17 protein-coding genes, 1 tRNA gene and 2 pseudogenes are annotated in these 14,073 nt (G+C 71.6%); 6 read left to right on the top strand and 14 right to left on the bottom strand.

What is annotated here, in order from left to right; all coding sequences use genetic code 11:
* The 3 genes from C1J00_RS24445 to C1J00_RS24455 form a co-directional block, all read right to left on the bottom strand.
* A partial coding sequence (locus tag C1J00_RS24445) for a thiamine pyrophosphate-dependent dehydrogenase E1 component subunit alpha (protein WP_146046249.1) occupies nucleotides 1-561 on the bottom strand: 561 nt, incomplete at its 3' end.
* Nucleotides 561-1,955, bottom strand: a complete 1,395-nt coding sequence (locus C1J00_RS24450) for a M24 family metallopeptidase (protein ID WP_245936486.1) — start codon at nucleotides 1,953-1,955, stop codon at nucleotides 561-563. The genes C1J00_RS24445 and C1J00_RS24450, both read right to left, overlap by 1 nt.
* 52 nt (nucleotides 1,956-2,007) lie before the next feature.
* Nucleotides 2,008-2,649: a helix-turn-helix domain-containing protein gene (locus C1J00_RS24455; protein ID WP_102911205.1), complete on the bottom strand. Its 642-nt coding sequence runs from the start codon at nucleotides 2,647-2,649 to the stop codon at nucleotides 2,008-2,010.
* A gap of 202 nt (nucleotides 2,650-2,851) precedes the next feature.
* On the opposite strand from C1J00_RS24455, the gene C1J00_RS24460 reads away from it, so the two are divergent.
* From C1J00_RS24460 to C1J00_RS24480, 5 genes and pseudogenes are all read left to right on the top strand, one after another.
* On the top strand, nucleotides 2,852-3,667 hold the full coding sequence (locus tag C1J00_RS24460; RefSeq protein WP_102911206.1) for a hypothetical protein: 816 nt from the start codon (nucleotides 2,852-2,854) through the stop codon (nucleotides 3,665-3,667).
* A 154-nt stretch (nucleotides 3,668-3,821) separates the two neighbouring features.
* Nucleotides 3,822-4,634: an SAM-dependent methyltransferase gene (locus tag C1J00_RS24465; RefSeq protein WP_102911207.1), complete on the top strand. Its 813-nt coding sequence runs from the start codon at nucleotides 3,822-3,824 to the stop codon at nucleotides 4,632-4,634.
* Between the two features lie 134 nt (nucleotides 4,635-4,768).
* Nucleotides 4,769-5,038 (top strand): annotated as a pseudogene (locus tag C1J00_RS24470) (amidohydrolase family protein); the annotation flags it as partial.
* Nucleotides 5,039-5,114: 76 nt separating this feature from the next.
* The gene (locus tag C1J00_RS24475) at nucleotides 5,115-5,651 is read left to right on the top strand and encodes an NUDIX hydrolase family protein (protein ID WP_102911208.1); all 537 of its coding nucleotides are present in this window, start codon (nucleotides 5,115-5,117) and stop codon (nucleotides 5,649-5,651) included.
* A gap of 32 nt (nucleotides 5,652-5,683) precedes the next feature.
* On the top strand, nucleotides 5,684-6,685 hold the full coding sequence (locus C1J00_RS24480; RefSeq protein WP_102911209.1) for a glycoside hydrolase family 43 protein: 1,002 nt from the start codon (nucleotides 5,684-5,686) through the stop codon (nucleotides 6,683-6,685).
* 70 nt (nucleotides 6,686-6,755) lie between these two features.
* Here C1J00_RS24480 and C1J00_RS24485 read toward each other — a convergent pair.
* Nucleotides 6,756-6,829, bottom strand: a tRNA-Pro gene (locus tag C1J00_RS24485).
* Between the two features lie 96 nt (nucleotides 6,830-6,925).
* Here C1J00_RS24485 and C1J00_RS24490 point away from each other — a divergent pair.
* Nucleotides 6,926-7,057, top strand: a pseudogene (locus tag C1J00_RS24490) (transketolase); the annotation flags it as partial.
* 13 nt (nucleotides 7,058-7,070) lie between these two features.
* Here C1J00_RS24490 and C1J00_RS24495 read toward each other — a convergent pair.
* From C1J00_RS24495 to C1J00_RS24540, 10 genes are all read right to left on the bottom strand, one after another.
* Nucleotides 7,071-7,430, bottom strand: coding sequence for an MmcQ/YjbR family DNA-binding protein (locus C1J00_RS24495; protein ID WP_102911210.1), 360 nt, complete (start codon nucleotides 7,428-7,430; stop codon nucleotides 7,071-7,073).
* A 29-nt stretch (nucleotides 7,431-7,459) separates the two neighbouring features.
* Nucleotides 7,460-7,930 (bottom strand): GNAT family N-acetyltransferase, encoded by a 471-nt coding sequence (locus C1J00_RS24500; protein WP_102911217.1) that lies wholly within the window; start codon nucleotides 7,928-7,930, stop codon nucleotides 7,460-7,462.
* 53 nt (nucleotides 7,931-7,983) lie between these two features.
* Nucleotides 7,984-8,556: a helix-turn-helix domain-containing protein gene (locus C1J00_RS24505; RefSeq protein WP_102911211.1), complete on the bottom strand. Its 573-nt coding sequence runs from the start codon at nucleotides 8,554-8,556 to the stop codon at nucleotides 7,984-7,986.
* 46 nt (nucleotides 8,557-8,602) lie between these two features.
* Nucleotides 8,603-9,505 (bottom strand): LysR family transcriptional regulator, encoded by a 903-nt coding sequence (locus C1J00_RS24510; protein ID WP_102911212.1) that lies wholly within the window; start codon nucleotides 9,503-9,505, stop codon nucleotides 8,603-8,605.
* A 36-nt stretch (nucleotides 9,506-9,541) separates the two neighbouring features.
* Nucleotides 9,542-10,735 (bottom strand): glycine C-acetyltransferase, encoded by a 1,194-nt coding sequence (locus C1J00_RS24515; RefSeq protein WP_102911213.1) that lies wholly within the window; start codon nucleotides 10,733-10,735, stop codon nucleotides 9,542-9,544.
* Nucleotides 10,736-10,769: 34 nt separating this feature from the next.
* Entirely contained in the window at nucleotides 10,770-11,798 is a 1,029-nt protein-coding gene (gene tdh / locus C1J00_RS24520; RefSeq protein ID WP_102911214.1) for an L-threonine 3-dehydrogenase, read from the bottom strand.
* A 179-nt stretch (nucleotides 11,799-11,977) separates the two neighbouring features.
* A complete protein-coding gene (locus C1J00_RS24525; RefSeq protein ID WP_102911215.1) occupies nucleotides 11,978-12,550 on the bottom strand; it encodes a GAF domain-containing protein in 573 nt (190 codons plus the stop codon).
* A 61-nt stretch (nucleotides 12,551-12,611) separates the two neighbouring features.
* On the bottom strand, nucleotides 12,612-13,241 hold the full coding sequence (locus C1J00_RS24530) for a GTP-binding protein (RefSeq protein ID WP_102911216.1): 630 nt from the start codon (nucleotides 13,239-13,241) through the stop codon (nucleotides 12,612-12,614).
* Nucleotides 13,219-13,590 carry a DUF742 domain-containing protein gene (locus C1J00_RS24535; RefSeq protein WP_062930368.1) on the bottom strand — a complete coding sequence of 124 codons (372 nt, stop codon included), beginning with the start codon at nucleotides 13,588-13,590 and terminating at the stop codon, nucleotides 13,219-13,221. The genes C1J00_RS24530 and C1J00_RS24535 overlap by 23 nt, the downstream gene beginning before the upstream one ends.
* Before the next feature lie 2 nt (nucleotides 13,591-13,592).
* A complete protein-coding gene (locus C1J00_RS24540) occupies nucleotides 13,593-14,024 on the bottom strand; it encodes a roadblock/LC7 domain-containing protein (RefSeq protein ID WP_031135180.1) in 432 nt (143 codons plus the stop codon).
* Nucleotides 14,025-14,073 lie beyond the last annotated feature (49 nt).

The following is a 14,073-nucleotide window of genomic DNA, read 5'->3' on the forward strand; positions in this document are numbered from 1 at the left end:
GGGCACGGCCGTGACGTCGGCGATGGGGGTGTACTCCATGTACAGGTTGTTCTCGCACACGAACAACACCGGCAGTTTCCACACGGCGGCCAGGTTGAGCGACTCGTGGAAGGCGCCGATGTTGGTCGCGCCGTCGCCGAAGAAGGCGACCGCGAGCTGCTCGGTGCCGCGCAGCCGGGCCGACCATGCGGCGCCCACCGCCATCGGGAGATGGGAGCCGACGATGGCGTACGAGCCGAGCATGCCGGTGGCCGCCTTGGTCAGGTGCATGGAGCCGCCCTTGGCCTTGCACAGCCCCGTCGCCCGGCTCATCAGCTCCGCGAGGCACTCCTCGGGGGTGGCGCCGCGGGCGAGGGCATGGTGGTGGCCCCGGTAGGTGGCGAAGACGTAGTCGTCCGGGCGCAGGGCGGCGCTCGCCCCGACGGCGATGGCCTCCTGCCCGGCGGCCAGGTGTGTGGTGCCCTTCACCAGGCCCCGCAGGAACAGGTCGTGGGCGGCCTTCTCCGTCCGGCGGATGACGTTCATCCGCTCGTACCGGTCGAGGAGCGCGGTGGCGTCCATCAGTGCTCCTGCCGGGCCATCCGCCGGTCCGTGGTGTGCGCGTGTGAGGGCTCCCCCGTGTCCGTCCGCGCGCGGTCCCCGGTGTTGAGGTGGGACTGCGCCTCGCGCCGGGTGTTCAGCTCGCCGCCCACCGTCCAGTACTTGCGCCCGGCCACCAGCAGTTCCTCGGCGGGGAACTTGGTGATGACCTCGCAGCCGCCGGCGGTGACGACCAGTTCCTCCTCGATCCGGGCGGCGGACCAGCCGTCGGCGGCCGGCCAGTACGTCTCCAGGGCGAAGACCATGCCCTCTTCCAGGACTTCGGGGTGGTCGAGGGAGACCAGGCGGCTGAAGATCGGCTTCTCCCAGATCGACAGGCCGACGCCGTGGCCGTACTGGAGGGCGAACGCCGCGGTCTCGTCGGCGAAGCCGAACTCCTCGGCGCGCGGCCACACCCGGACGATGTCGGCGGTGGTCGCACCGGGCCGGACGAGCGCGATCGCCTCGTCCATGTACTCCCGGCAGCGCACGTACGCGTCCTGCTGCGCCCGCGAGGCGCTGCCCACGGCGAACGTGCGGTAGTAGCAGGTGCGGTAGCCGAGGTGGCTGTGCAGGATGTCGAAGAAGGCGGGGTCGCCGGGGCGGATCAGCCGGTCGCTGTAGACATGCGGATGCGGTGAACAGCGCTCGCCCGAGATGGCGTTCACGCCCTCGACGTACTCGCTGCCCAGGTCGTAGAGCACCTTGCTGACCAGGCCGACGCACTCGTTCTCCCGCACCCCCGGACGCAGGTACCCGTAGAGCTCCTCGTACGCCGCGTCGACCATGGCGCAGGCCTGGGTGAGCAGGGCGATCTCGTCGCCGGTCTTGATGCGGCGGGCTTCCAGGAAGACCTGCTGCCCGTCGACGACGTCGATGCCCTCGGCGCGCAGCGCGGCGAGGACCGGCATCTCGGCGACGTCGACGCCGAGGGGTTCGCCGGCGAGCCCGTGGTCGTGCAGCTCGGCGGCGATCTTGGCGGCCACGTCCTCGGCGATCCCGGCGTCCGGGTGGAAGGCGCCGCGGAGGGTGGAGATGCCGGCCCGGGCACCGGTGGGCGGGCCGCCCTTGCCGTCGCTGTGATCGAGCCACGGGTTGTACAGCTGGTGGTGGCGGGCGGCGGAGCCGAAGTCCCAGACGACCGGTTCGCCGTCGCGCACCAGCAGGGCGAAGCGGATCAGCTTGTCCATCGCCCATGTGCCGATGTGGGTGGCCGTCATGTAGCGGATGTTGGCGAAGTCGAAGCTGAGCACCGCGCCCAGGGCGGAGCGGTTCAGGGACTCGCGCAGCCGGGCCAGCCGCTGCCCGCGCAGCCGGTCCAGGTCGATGCGCTCTTCCCAGTCGACGGCGTTGGGGCCGTATGTGCGGATCGCCATGGCGACCACCCCCACTTCGGAGTGAACGCCCGTGCGCGATGGGTGTCAAGTGTCACTGAACATCGCCGGACACGAACCAGACGCCCACGGCCGGTACCCCTCCATCGTTGCGGTAACGGTGGGGTGTCGTCGACTCGAAGCAGACGGAGTCGCCCGGCCGCAGCGTGTACTCCTCGAATCCGAGGGTGAGGACCAGCTCGCCGGAGGTGAGATAGCCGTACTCGGTGCCGGGGTGCCGCATCAGCGCGCCGGAGCCCGAGGAGGAGCCGCCCGGCCGGTACGTCACCAGCAGGAAGTCGGCCTCCGCGCCCGGCACCCGCCCCAGACGCTCCCACACGACCCCCGAGTCCAGCTCCAGCGTCTCGCGCCCGCCCACGCCGACCAGCGGCCCGATCCGCCGTCCCGGCTGGGCGGCGAGGGCGGCGAGGGCGTGCGGCACGGTGCCCGGTGACGCCCCGGGCGGGGACGCGACGGCGTTCTCCCGTACGTCGAAGAGGGACTCGACGGAGATGCCGAGGGCCGTCGTGATCGCGTACAGGGTGCTGACCGACGGCTGGCTCTTGCCGGTCTCGATCTGCGACACGAGGCTCGGCGACACCCCGACCTCCCGGGCCAGCGCGCGCAGGCTCGTACCGCGCTCCAGACGCGCCTGCCGGATGCGCGCGCCGACGGGCGGCACGACGGCGGGTGACACGGGCGGCTCCTCTGCTCGGGCGGCTGGTGGGTCTTGCGCGGCGTGTTGTGCAGTCTTATTGAACAGCGGGCGTGAGCCCTGACGCCAGAGGTCGGACGGTCCTCGCGCCCGGCGGCGCTCACCCGATCGGTCCGGCGCCGGTGGTGGGCGCTCGGCGCCGGTGCGCTGAGCGCACGCGTCACGTTCCCAGGAGGCACTCCCGATGACCCGTCGTCCGTCCCGGCTCGTCCGCGTTCTCTCCCCCGCCCTGGCGGCAGGCACGCTGGTCTGCACCGCCTCCTGCTCGGACGACGGCGGCACGGACGGTTCGCGCGTCCGGGGCGTCACCGCGTCACAGGTCGCGGGAGAGCGGCAGACCCCCTCTCCCACCGCCACCCTGTCCACGGACGGCGCCCGGACCGCGCTGATCACCGAGGCGGACATCGAGGACGACTGGACGCAGGTGAAGGAATCCGAGGCCGAGAACTGGCACGACAGCCTGCTCATCGGCACCGTCGACGTCTCCGACTTCCTCACCGACAAGGCCCAGGCGTCCGACTGCCGGCGGCTGCTCGGCTCGCTGTTCGACGACGATCTGCTGGGCAGGCCCTCGGGCGCGTCCGAGCTGCGCGGCTTCCAGCAGGGCGACTCCCGCCTGCTGTACCAGGTCGCCTCCTACGACCGGACCGACCCGCAGGACTCGCTGAACTGGATGGGCACCCTGCCGGAGAAGTGTGACCAGTTCACCGTGACCGACGGTGGGGAGAAGCGCACCGTCCAGGTCATCGAGATCTCGCTGCCCGAGGTGGGCGACGCCCGTCAGGGGCTGCGCGTGACGGTGCAGGGCTCGGCCGGCGGCGACGACGTGACGCTGACCCTGGATGTCGCCGCCGTGCGGGTCGGGGACGACGCGATCACGGTCACGGCCGGCGGGCTCGACGGGGACGAGAACGACTCCGCGCAGCAGGCCGTGCGGCAGGGCACCCAGCGGCTCAAGGACGTCCTGGCCGGGAAGTCACCCGCCCCGAGCCCCAACTGAGCCGTTCGGCACGGCGATCGCCTCCTGCGAGCCACCCGGCGCCGACCCCCCGCCCCGCCCCCGCTCCGCCGATTCCCGGGACAGCGTGATCATCGGAGCGGCACAATGGCGGCGATGACCGGTTCCGGTCGGGCGTGCGAGGAGAGGACGAGTCGTGAGTGATGTCCACACCCCTTCGGGAGGGTCGGCGAGGCTGAACACCGGTGTGGCGCACAACGCGCGCGTGTGGAACTACTGGATCGGCGGCAAGGACAACTACGAGGTCGACCAGCAGGTCGGCGAGCAGGTCGCCGGCATGTTCCCGATCATCCGGGACATCGCCCGGGCGGACCGGGACTTCCTCGGCCGGGCCGTGTCGTTCCTCGCCGGCGAGCGCGGAGTGCGGCAGTTCCTCGACATCGGCACGGGACTGCCCACGGCGGACAACACCCACGAGATCGCGCAGCGGCTCGCGCCCGACTCCCGCATCGTCTACGTCGACAACGACCCCATCGTGCTGGTGCACGCCCGCACCCTGCTCACCGGCACCCACGACGGCGTCACCGCCTACATCGACGCCGATGTGCACGACCCGGACGCCATCCTCGAACGGGCGGGACACAATCTGGACTTCACGCAGCCCGTCGCCGTGATGATGCTGGGCATCCTCAACTTCGTGCTCGATTTCGAGAAGGCCCGGGACATCGTGCGCCGGGTGATGGCCGCGGTGCCGTCCGGCAGCTTCCTGGTCCTCACCCATCCCACCTTCGACGACGAGGTCGGCGGCGCGGGCCAGATCCCGGCCATGAAGTTCTGGAACGAGAACGCGACTCCCCCGATCACCGCCCGCAGCGGCGCGGACATCGCCGCGTTCTTCGAGGGGCTGGAGGTACTGGAACCGGGCATGGTGTCGTGCGGGCAGTGGCGTGCCCAGCCCGGATCGGCCGTGCTGGTGCCGCAGTACGGCGCGGTGGCCGTGAAGCCCTGACGACGCCGCCTTCGCCGAAGGAATCCCGGGAGAACCGCGGAGGACGTATACCACCTCGGCCGATCCCGTGCCCGGCGGCCCGTCCCGTGCCCGGCGGCCCGTCCCGTGCCCGGCGGCCCGTCCCGGGCCGGTGCGGTCCGTCCCGGGCCGGTGCGGTCCTCGCGGAGGCCTTGGAGATCACACCGTTCCGCAAGCTCCTGTACAGCTCCGACGCCTACGGTGTGCCCGAGTCCCACCACCCCGGCGCGCTCGCTTTCCGGCAGGGTCTGGCGGGGCTGCTCCAGGAACGGGTGGACGCCGACGAACCGACCCTGCCGGACGCGCTGCGGATCGCGCGGTGGGCCGGGCGGGACAACGCCCCGCGGGTCTGCCTGCTGCAGACCGAAGGGCCGGAGGACGATTGAACCGGCGTGTGGCCGGTCACAGTTCTCCAGGAGCGGCTACCCAGGAAGTCCGAACGGCTGAAAGTATGATCAAGCGATGTCTGACATGACCGAAACCACGCCCGGCTGGCTGTCCTCCGACGACCTGGAGATGACGCGCGCCCGCATGCCGATCCTGTACGTCGATGCCGTCCCGGTCCGGGTCGACGACAGCGGCGAAGTCACGAGTGTCGGTGTGCTGCTGCGCATGGGGCCCGACGGAACGGTCAGCCGGACGCTGGTCTCCGGCCGTGTGCTGCACCACGAGCGCGTCCGCGACGCCCTCCTGCGCCATCTGGAGAAGGACCTCGGCCCGGTCGCGCTGCCCCGGGTCCCGGCATCGCTCCAGCCGTTCACCGTCGCGGAGTACTTCCCGACGCAGGGCATCACGCCGTACCACGACCCGCGCCAGCACGCGGTGTCCCTCGCCTACATCGTGCCGGTGACGGGTGACTGCCGGCCCCGGCAGGACGCGCTGGACCTGGTGTGGTTCAGCCCGCAGGAGGCCGTCTCGGAGGCGGTGCAGAGCGAGATGCCGGGCGGGCACGGGGTGCTGCTCAAGCAGGCGCTGGCCCACGCGGGTTGCGCGATCTGACCGTCGGGGGTGCTGAGGAAAGGACCTCGCCTATGCGGCTGCCGGACATGCCGCTGCACGACCCGTTCGTCGTCGCCGACGACGCGACCCGCACCTACCACCTGTACACGTCCAACGTCCCCTCCGTGTCGGGCGCGGACGGCACCGGCACGATGGTCTACCGCAGCCGTGACCTGCGCGACTGGACGCCGCCGGTGGTGGTATTCCTGACGGCCGGGCAGGAGGGCATCTGGGCCACGGACGGCGCGTGGGCGCCGGAGGTGCACGCGTGGGATGGCCGGTACTACCTGTTCACGACGCTCCACAACACGGACCGGCCGCTTCCGGTTCCGCCGCCGAACCAGTGGGGTGTGCCCTTCCGGACCCCGACCCACATGCGCGGCACGATCACGGCGGTCTCCGACTCCCTGCTCGGCCCCTTCACGGTGCTCGACCCGTCGCGCCCGGTCCCGCCCGAGCACCTCATGACCCTGGACGGCACGCTGTACGTCGACCCGTCCGGGCAGCCCTGGATGGTGTACGCGCACGAGTGGCTCCAGACGATCGACGGAACGATGGAGGCGATCCGGCTGAGCCCCGACCTCTCCCGGACGGTCGGCGACCCGGTGTACCTCTTCAAGGCCTCGGACACGCCCTGGACCTCGGAGCAGATCCCCGCCGGCGCCCCGCACCAGCTCCCGCCCTACATCACCGACGGCCCCCAGCTGTACCGCGCCCCCGACGGCTCCCTGCTCATGCTGTGGTCGACCTACGAGAAGAACGTGGCCGGCCAGGACGGCACGGTCAGCGGCGGCTACGTGCAGACCTACGCCGTGTCCGGATCGGGGGACCTCGCGGGACCGTGGGAGCAGCGCCGTCCACTGGTCCGCGACGACAGCGGCCACGGCATGCTCTTCCACACCTTCGACGGCCGCCTGATGATGATCCTCCACCGGCCCTTCGAGAACGCCCGCGGGAAGCTGTACGAGATGCGGCTCGACGGCGACGAGCCGCAGATCGTGCGCCGGCGCGACGACCTGGACGGCGGTGGCTGACCCCGCCCGGTGACATCCGGAAAGCAATCAGCGGGTCCGCCGATACCGGCGGACCCGCTGGTCGATTCTGTCGGGACGACAGGATTTGAACCTGCGACCCCTTGACCCCCAGTCAAGTGCGCTACCAAGCTGCGCCACGTCCCGTTGCCCGTCTGACCTGGGGATTCCCCTGACCGAACGCGCAGGGAAACCATACCGCACTCGCGCCGGTGATCGCGCATCCGTTTCCGGGCCTCTGCCGGGCTGGGCATGGGCCGTCGCGAACTGCGGCGGTACGGGCGGGTGGAGGAGCATGCCGCCGCCCACGGTCTCGACGCCCGGACGCTGCGGGAGCGCATCGGGGGCTTCGTCGGGGCGGCGGTTCCCGCGTGAGACCCCGGTGAGGTCACTCCCCCGCCACGACACCCAGCCAGGGGTGTGCCTCCAGAAGCCGGGTCGGGGCGGCCTGGCGCCAGGAGTCGGCCAGGATGTCCCGCAGCTCGGCTTCGTCCTCGATGGCGTGGAGCCGGGCCCGCACCCATTCGAACTGGGACTCGTGGTCGGCGATCCAGAACTTCCCCGGCTCGGCGAGCACCAGTTCGTCACGCTCCTCCTTGGGGCAGCGCACGGCGATGGAGGTCTCGTCCTCCGGCAGCGTGGCGAACATCTTCCCCGCGACCCGGAACGTGGGCATGCTCCAGGCGATCTTCTCCGTCGTGTCCGGCAGGGACAGAGCGATACGTCTTACGTCTTCGGCATCCGGCATGGCAGGACCGTATCGGCTCCCACTGACAATCACCTGGTGAGAGCGGTTGCCGCTACGCGCTTGTAGTAGATCGTCGTCGGTCGCAGCACTCCCCCGGGGTCGGCCGCGTAGTCGGGGATCGCGCCGATCGCGGTCCAGCCGGCGGACCGGTACAGACGCTCGGCGAGGCCGCCGGTCTCGGTGTCCAGGTGCAGGAGGGTGACGCCGGCCGCCGCGGCCGCGTCCTGCGCGGTGGCCAGGAGCCCGCGGCCGAGGCCGCGCCCGCGGGCGTCCGGGTGCACCATCAGTTTCACGAGCTCGGCGCGGTGACGACTGTTGGCCTTGTCGGGGAAGGCCAGGCTTACGGTGCCGAGAACCCGGTCCCCGTCGTGCGCCGCCCATACGACGACCCGGCCCGCGGCCACGTCGGCGGCCCGCCCCTCCCACCAGGCGAGGGCCCGCGCATGAGAGAGCGGGGCGAGGAAGCCGACGGAGGCGCCACCGTTCACGGTGTCGACCATCAGGTCCGCCAGCTTCCCCGCGTGTCGCAGCAGTCGGGCTTCGTCCAGTCGGTTCACGGCCGCACCACCGCCAGCAGGTAGCGGACGCCCTCGCGGGCGGCGCACCGGAACCGGGTCGGGCCCCACACCCGCATCCGCAGGCAGTCGCCGGCGCCGAGGTGGTGTTCGGTGTCCTGCGCGGTCACGTCGAGGGCCCCTTCCAGGATCCAGATGTGCTGCTCCAGTCCGGCGACGGGCGGGCGGTCGTAGGCGATGTCGGCGCCGGGCGAGAGGCGCGCTTCGACGAGTTCGCCGCGCAGGGCGGAATGCGGGGGTGACACGGACCGCCGTACGAAGCCGGAGGCCCGGTCCTGCCACACGGGCTGCGCGGTGGAGCGGACGACGGCCTCCGGTTCGGCCTCGACCTCGCTGAGCAGCTGGGACATCGTGCGCCCGTAGACCGCGCACAGGCGGTTCAGCAGTGCGGCCGTGGGGCTGGTCTCCGCCCGTTCGGCCCGGGACAGGGTCGACCGGCTCACCCCGCTGCGGTCCGCCAACTCGCCCAGGGACCAGCCGTGTTCGGCTCGCAGCTCGGCCAGGCGTGCGCCCAGCCGGGCGTCGACGGGGTCCACCTCGTCGCTTCTCATATCCGGGACGCTATCCCGTATATGAGACAGCCGGGTTACGGACCGCTCACAGCCGGGCCGCCGCCCCGAGCGCGTCCAGCACCGGGCGGATCAGGGGGTGCTCCTCGGCTCCCCGGCGTACGGCGGCGAAGACCCGCCGGGTGGGGGCCGTGCCGTCGACGGGGCGGACTTCCACTCCGGCGAGGTCCATGCCGCGCAGGGCCGAGCGCGGCACCAGGGCGACGCCCGCGTCGGCCGAGGCGAGGGCGACGACCGCGCGGAAGTCGTCCGAGGAATGCTCCATACGGGGCTGGAAACCGGCGTTCTCGCAGGCCAGGATCACCACGTCGTGACAGGGGTTGCCGGGGTAGGGGCCGATCCAGGCGTCCTTGGCCAGTTCGGCGAGCGGCACCTCGGCGGTGTCGGCCAGGCGGTGGGTGACCGGGACGACCGCGTCGAAGGGCTCGGCGTACAGCGGGACGTGGGCCAGCCGCGGGTCGTCCGCGGGTGGGGCCCCGCGGTACTCGACGGCGACGGCGACATCGACCTGCCGGTCCAGCACCATCGGCAGGCTGGCGTCACCCTCGGCGTCCTGGACGCGGATGCGGATCCCGGGCGCCGACCGGGCGAGAGCCGCCACCGCCGGCGCGACGACCAGAGCGATGCCGGTGGCGAAGGAGGCGACCGTGACGGTGCCGGCGGCTCCTGAGCTGTACGCGGCGAGTTCGGCCTCGGCCCGCTCCAGCTGGGCGAGGACGGCGTTGGTGTGGTTGAGCAGGATCTCACCGGCGGGGGTGAGCCGTACGCCCTTGGCGCCGCGCTCGACGAGCCGGTGACCGGTCTCCTGCTCCAGGGCGGCGAGCTGCTGGGAGACGGCCGACGGGGTGAGGTACAGCGCGGCGGCAGCCGCCGTCACCGTGCGGTGGTCGGCCACCGCACGGAGGATGTGGAGCCGCCGCGCTTCGATCATGCGATCGATTGTCTCAAATGCACCGGGTGCTGCCGGTCAGCCCTCCAGCTCCGCCCGTGCCGCCACGAAGGCGTCGACCGCGCGGTCGACGTCGTCCGTGGAGTGCGCGGCCGACAGCTGGACGCGGATCCGGGCCTGCCCCTGCGGCACCACAGGGTAGGAGAAGCCGATGACGTAGACGCCGCGCTCCAGCAGCAGCTCCGCCATGCGCCCGGCGACCGCCGCGTCCCCGATCATCACCGGGGCGATGGCGTGGTCGCCGGGAAGGACGTCGAAGCCCTCCTCGGTCATGCGGCGGCGGAACAGGGCCGTGTTCTCGGCGAGCCGGACGCGCAGGTCGTCCGCCGCCTCCAGCAGGTCGAGGACCTTCAGGGAGGCCGCGGCGATCACGGGAGCGAGGGTGTTGGAGAAGAGGTACGGCCGGGAGCGCTGGCGCAGCAGGGCGACGATCTCGGCGCGGGCGGCGACATAGCCGCCGGAGGCGCCGCCGAGCGCCTTGCCGAGGGTGCCGGTGATGATGTCGACGCGGTCCATGACGCCGTGCAGCTCCGGCGTCCCGCGGCCGCCGGGGCCGACGAAGCCGACCGCGTGGGAGTCGTCGACCATGACCATCGCGTCGTAGCGGTCGGCGAGGTCGCAGATCTCGCGCAGCGGGGCGACGTAGCCGTCCATGGAGAAGACGCCGTCCGTGACGATCAGCCTCCGGCGCGCGTCGGAGGCCTCCTTCAGCCGGGCCTCCAGCTCGGCCAGATCACGGTTGGCATAGCGCAGGCGGCGAGCCTTGGACAGCCGGATGCCGTCGATGATCGACGCGTGGTTGAGCGCGTCGGAGATGACCGCGTCCTCGGGGCCGAGCAGAGTCTCGAACACGCCGCCGTTGGCGTCGAAGCAGGAGGAGTAGAGGATCGTGTCCTCCTGGCCGAGGAAGGCGGACAGGCGCGCCTCCAGCTCCTTGTGCACCTCCTGGGTTCCGCAGATGAAGCGGACGGAGGCCATGCCGTAGCCCCAGCGGTCCAGGGCCTCGTGGGCGGCGGCGACGACCTCGGGGTGGTCGGCGAGGCCGAGGTAGTTGTTGGCGCAGAAGTTGAGGACCTCGCCGGGACGGCCGCCCGCGGTGACGTTGACGGTCGCGGACTGCGGGCTGCCGATCACGCGCTCGGGCTTGTGCAGTCCGGCGGCGCGGATCTCGTCGAGGGTGGCGCGCAGGTCGTCGCGCACGGAGTCGAACATGAGGGCTCCTGAAGTGCTTGCGGTGAGGGGGGAGTCACGCGGTCCAGTCGAGGATGACCTTGCCGCCGCGGCCGCTCGCCGCGTCGGCGAACGCCGCCTCGAAGTCGCGGAAGCCGTACCGGCCGGTGATCACGGGCGCGAGGTCGAGGCCGCCTTCCAGCAGCACGGACATCGCGTACCAGGTCTCGAACATCTCGCGACCGTAGATGCCCTTGATGGTGATCATCGAGGTGACGACGCGGGCCCAGTCGACGGGGAACTCCTGCGCGGGCAGGCCGAGCATCGCGATCCGGCCCCCGTGCGTCATGTTGGCGATCATGTCGCGCAGGGCTTCGGGGCGGCCGGACATCTCCAGGCCGATGTCGAAGCCCTCGCGCAGGCCGAGGGTGCGCTGCCCGTCGGCGATGGCGGCGCCGGAGACGTCGAGCGCGAGGCTGACGCCGATCTTGCGGGCCAGTTCCAGCCGCTCCTCGCTCACGTCGGTGATCATGACGTTGCGGGCGCCGGCGTGCCGGGCCACGGCGGCGGCCATCAGGCCGATGGGACCCGCGCCGGTGATGAGGACGTCCTCGCCGACGAGCGGGAAGGACAGCGCGGTGTGCACGGCGTTTCCGAACGGGTCGAAGATCGCGGCCACGTCGAGGTCCACGGGCACCCGGTGCACCCAGACGTTGGCGGCGGGCAGGACGACGTACTCGGCGAACGCCCCGTCCCGGCCCACGCCCAGACCGACGGTGGCCCGGCACAGGTGCCGCCGCCCGGCCAGGCAGTTGCGGCACTTGCCGCACACCAGGTGGCCCTCGCCGCTGACCCGGTCACCGATGCCGATGTCGGTGACGTCGCGCCCGGTCTCGACGACCTCCCCGACGAACTCGTGCCCGACCACGAGCGGGGTGCTGATGGCCTGTTGGGCCCAGCCGTCCCAGGCGCGGATGTGCAGGTCGGTACCGCAGATTCCGGTGCGCAGCACCTCGATGAGGACGTCGCCGGGCCCGACGGCCGGCTCGGGGACGTCCGCGAGCCACAGCCCGGGGTCCGCTTTCTGCTTGACCAGCGCCTTCACCGCTACGGCTCCTGAGGGTGGGTCCCGGCTCCGGGCATGCCGAAGGAACCCCTGGGCCGGGAGAGGAGTGGGATCGCACAGCAATCTGCCGTACGGGGGCCGACCGGTCCATCGAGGATTTCTTAAGCGCCGCCTCAGCTTTCCTTCACGCCCTTGGGGGCCCCGCGGGAATCCAGGCTTCAATAGGGCGGCAGGCCGTCCCGGCTCTCCAGTTCGACGACGAGCAGCGCGGCGTGCTCCTTGATCGCCGTCAGGCCGGGCTTCCCCCACGGGCGCGGCTCGACGTCCGCGACGCTGACCGTGCCCAGCACCAGGCCCGTGGCCTCGATGAGCGGCGCCCCCAGATAGGAGCGGATGCCGAACTCGTCGACCACCGGGTTGCCGGCGAACCGCGGATAGTCACCCACGTCCTCCAGGGCAAGGGCCTTACGGCGTGCCACCACATGGGGGCAGAAGCCGTGGTCGCGGGGCAGGGAACGGCTGAGGCGCGGGCTGGTGCCGTCGCTGCGCACCACGGGAGCGACAGCCGGCACGAAGAGGCCCGCGTAGAACTGCCCGTGCTCGTCGGGGAGGTTGACCATGGCGTACGGCGCCCCGGTGAGCTCGGCGAGGCGGTGCGCGAAGGCGTCGAGTGCGGGTTCGGGGCGCTCCCCCAGGCCCAGTCGGCGCAGACGGCGGGTGCGGGCAGGAGCCTCCTTGTCCTCGGGTGTGAGCAGCAGACGACCGGCCGGGCGCGGCGGGTCGTAGGTCATGGGCGAGCTCCTGGGCTGTGGGCTTGCGGCATATATGAACTCCGTGGCAGGTGGGAGGGGGTCACATGTGGGCGCCATACTCCGTGGCGGGGGCAGAGGTATGGGCGATGAGATGGCGTACCAGGGTCAGCAGGGTCTGGACCCCGGAGCTGGAGATCCGCGCGTCGCAGCACACCACAGGGACGTCCGGGGACAGATCCAGGGCACCGCGCACCTCCTCGGGGTCGTAGCGGTAGGCACCGTCGAACTCGTTGACGGCGATGATGAAGCCGAGGCCTCGCTGTTCGAAGAAGTCGACGGCGGCGAAACACTCCTGCAGTCGGCGGGTGTCGGCGAGGATGACCGCGCCGAGGGCGCCCTCGCACAACTCGTCCCACATGAACCAGAAGCGTTCCTGTCCGGGCGTGCCGAACAGGTACAGCACATGTTCCGGGTCGAGGGTGATGCGGCCGAAGTCCATGGCCACGGTCGTCTCGACCTTGTTCTCGATGCCGTCGAGGTTGTCGGTCGCGGCACTGACGGTGGTGAGCAGCTCCTCCGTACTGAGCGGCGCGATCTCGCTGACCGCGCCGACGAAGGTCGTCTTGCCCACGCCGAACCCGCCCGCCACCAGGATCTTCAGCGCGGTGGGGAACGGGTCGGCGCCGTGGCCCGGTCCGTCGGTGTAGTCAGAGCTGTCGTCGTAGTCCATCGAGCACTGCCTCCAGAAGGGCCCGGTCCGTCGGGTTGTGGTGGAACGCGGGGGGCTTGGTGGTCAGCGCCCCGCAGTCGACGAGGTCCGCCAGCAGCACTTTGGTGACGGCCACCGGCAGTTTGAGGTGGGCGGCGACCTCGGCGACGGCGACGGGCACCCGGCACCGTTCGAGCGCCTGCGCGTGTTCGGGGCCGAGATAGCCGAGGGGGGTCGCCCCGGTGGCCATCACCTGCGACACGAGGTCGAGCGCGACGGTCGGACGGGTGCGGCCGTTGCTGACCGTGAACGGCCGCACCAGCCGCCCGGCCGCGTCGTCGAGCCAGGGCCCGTCACCGGCCGCCGTCACGCTCAAGGCCTCATCGCCGGGGATTCGACGGACTGCCGGGGAGCGGTCACCAGGTAGGGGCGGACGCTCTTGACCAGCATGGCCATCTCGTAGCCCAGCACGGCTGCGTCGGCCTCGCGGCCCGCGAGCACGGCCAGGCAGGTGCCGGAGCCGGCGGTGGTGACGAACAGCAGGGTCGAGGCGAGTTCGACGACGACCTGCCGGACGTCGCCGCCGTCGCCGAAGCGGACACCGGCGCTGCGGCCGAGGGAGTACAGACCGGAGGCCAGTGCGGCCATGTGGTCGGCGCTGTCCGGGTCGAGGCCGTGCACGGACTTCACGAGCCCGTCGCAGGACAGCAGCACCGCGGCACTCGTGTGCGGGACGCGCTGCACGAGGCCGCTCATCAGCCAGTCGAGATCGGAAACATGGGCGGTCGGCGCATCGCTCGCCATGGTGGATCGACTCCTAGGGGTACGAAGGTCTGCGGGAGCGCTGGGGGTG

It is taken from the genome of Streptomyces cahuitamycinicus, from assembly GCF_002891435.1.
GTDB classification, from domain to species: domain Bacteria; phylum Actinomycetota; class Actinomycetes; order Streptomycetales; family Streptomycetaceae; genus Streptomyces; species Streptomyces cahuitamycinicus.

What these genes read in the sequence shown, in the direction of transcription:
- C1J00_RS24450 (WP_245936486.1), bottom strand. Translation starts at nt 1,955, where the DNA reads ATGGCGATCCGCACATACGGCCCCAACGCCGTCGACTGGGAAGAGCGC.
- C1J00_RS24460 (WP_102911206.1), top strand. Translation starts at nt 2,852, where the DNA reads ATGACCCGTCGTCCGTCCCGGCTCGTCCGCGTTCTCTCCCCCGCCCTG.
- C1J00_RS24475 (WP_102911208.1), top strand. Translation starts at nt 5,115, where the DNA reads ATGTCTGACATGACCGAAACCACGCCCGGCTGGCTGTCCTCCGACGAC.
- C1J00_RS24480 (WP_102911209.1), top strand. Translation starts at nt 5,684, where the DNA reads ATGCGGCTGCCGGACATGCCGCTGCACGACCCGTTCGTCGTCGCCGAC.
- C1J00_RS24495 (WP_102911210.1), bottom strand. Translation starts at nt 7,430, where the DNA reads ATGCCGGATGCCGAAGACGTAAGACGTATCGCTCTGTCCCTGCCGGAC.
- C1J00_RS24500 (WP_102911217.1), bottom strand. Translation starts at nt 7,930, where the DNA reads ATGGTCGACACCGTGAACGGTGGCGCCTCCGTCGGCTTCCTCGCCCCG.
- C1J00_RS24505 (WP_102911211.1), bottom strand. Translation starts at nt 8,556, where the DNA reads ATGAGAAGCGACGAGGTGGACCCCGTCGACGCCCGGCTGGGCGCACGC.
- C1J00_RS24510 (WP_102911212.1), bottom strand. Translation starts at nt 9,505, where the DNA reads ATGATCGAAGCGCGGCGGCTCCACATCCTCCGTGCGGTGGCCGACCAC.
- C1J00_RS24515 (WP_102911213.1), bottom strand. Translation starts at nt 10,735, where the DNA reads ATGTTCGACTCCGTGCGCGACGACCTGCGCGCCACCCTCGACGAGATC.
- C1J00_RS24525 (WP_102911215.1), bottom strand. Translation starts at nt 12,550, where the DNA reads ATGACCTACGACCCGCCGCGCCCGGCCGGTCGTCTGCTGCTCACACCC.
- C1J00_RS24530 (WP_102911216.1), bottom strand. Translation starts at nt 13,241, where the DNA reads ATGGACTACGACGACAGCTCTGACTACACCGACGGACCGGGCCACGGC.
- C1J00_RS24540 (WP_031135180.1), bottom strand. Translation starts at nt 14,024, where the DNA reads ATGGCGAGCGATGCGCCGACCGCCCATGTTTCCGATCTCGACTGGCTG.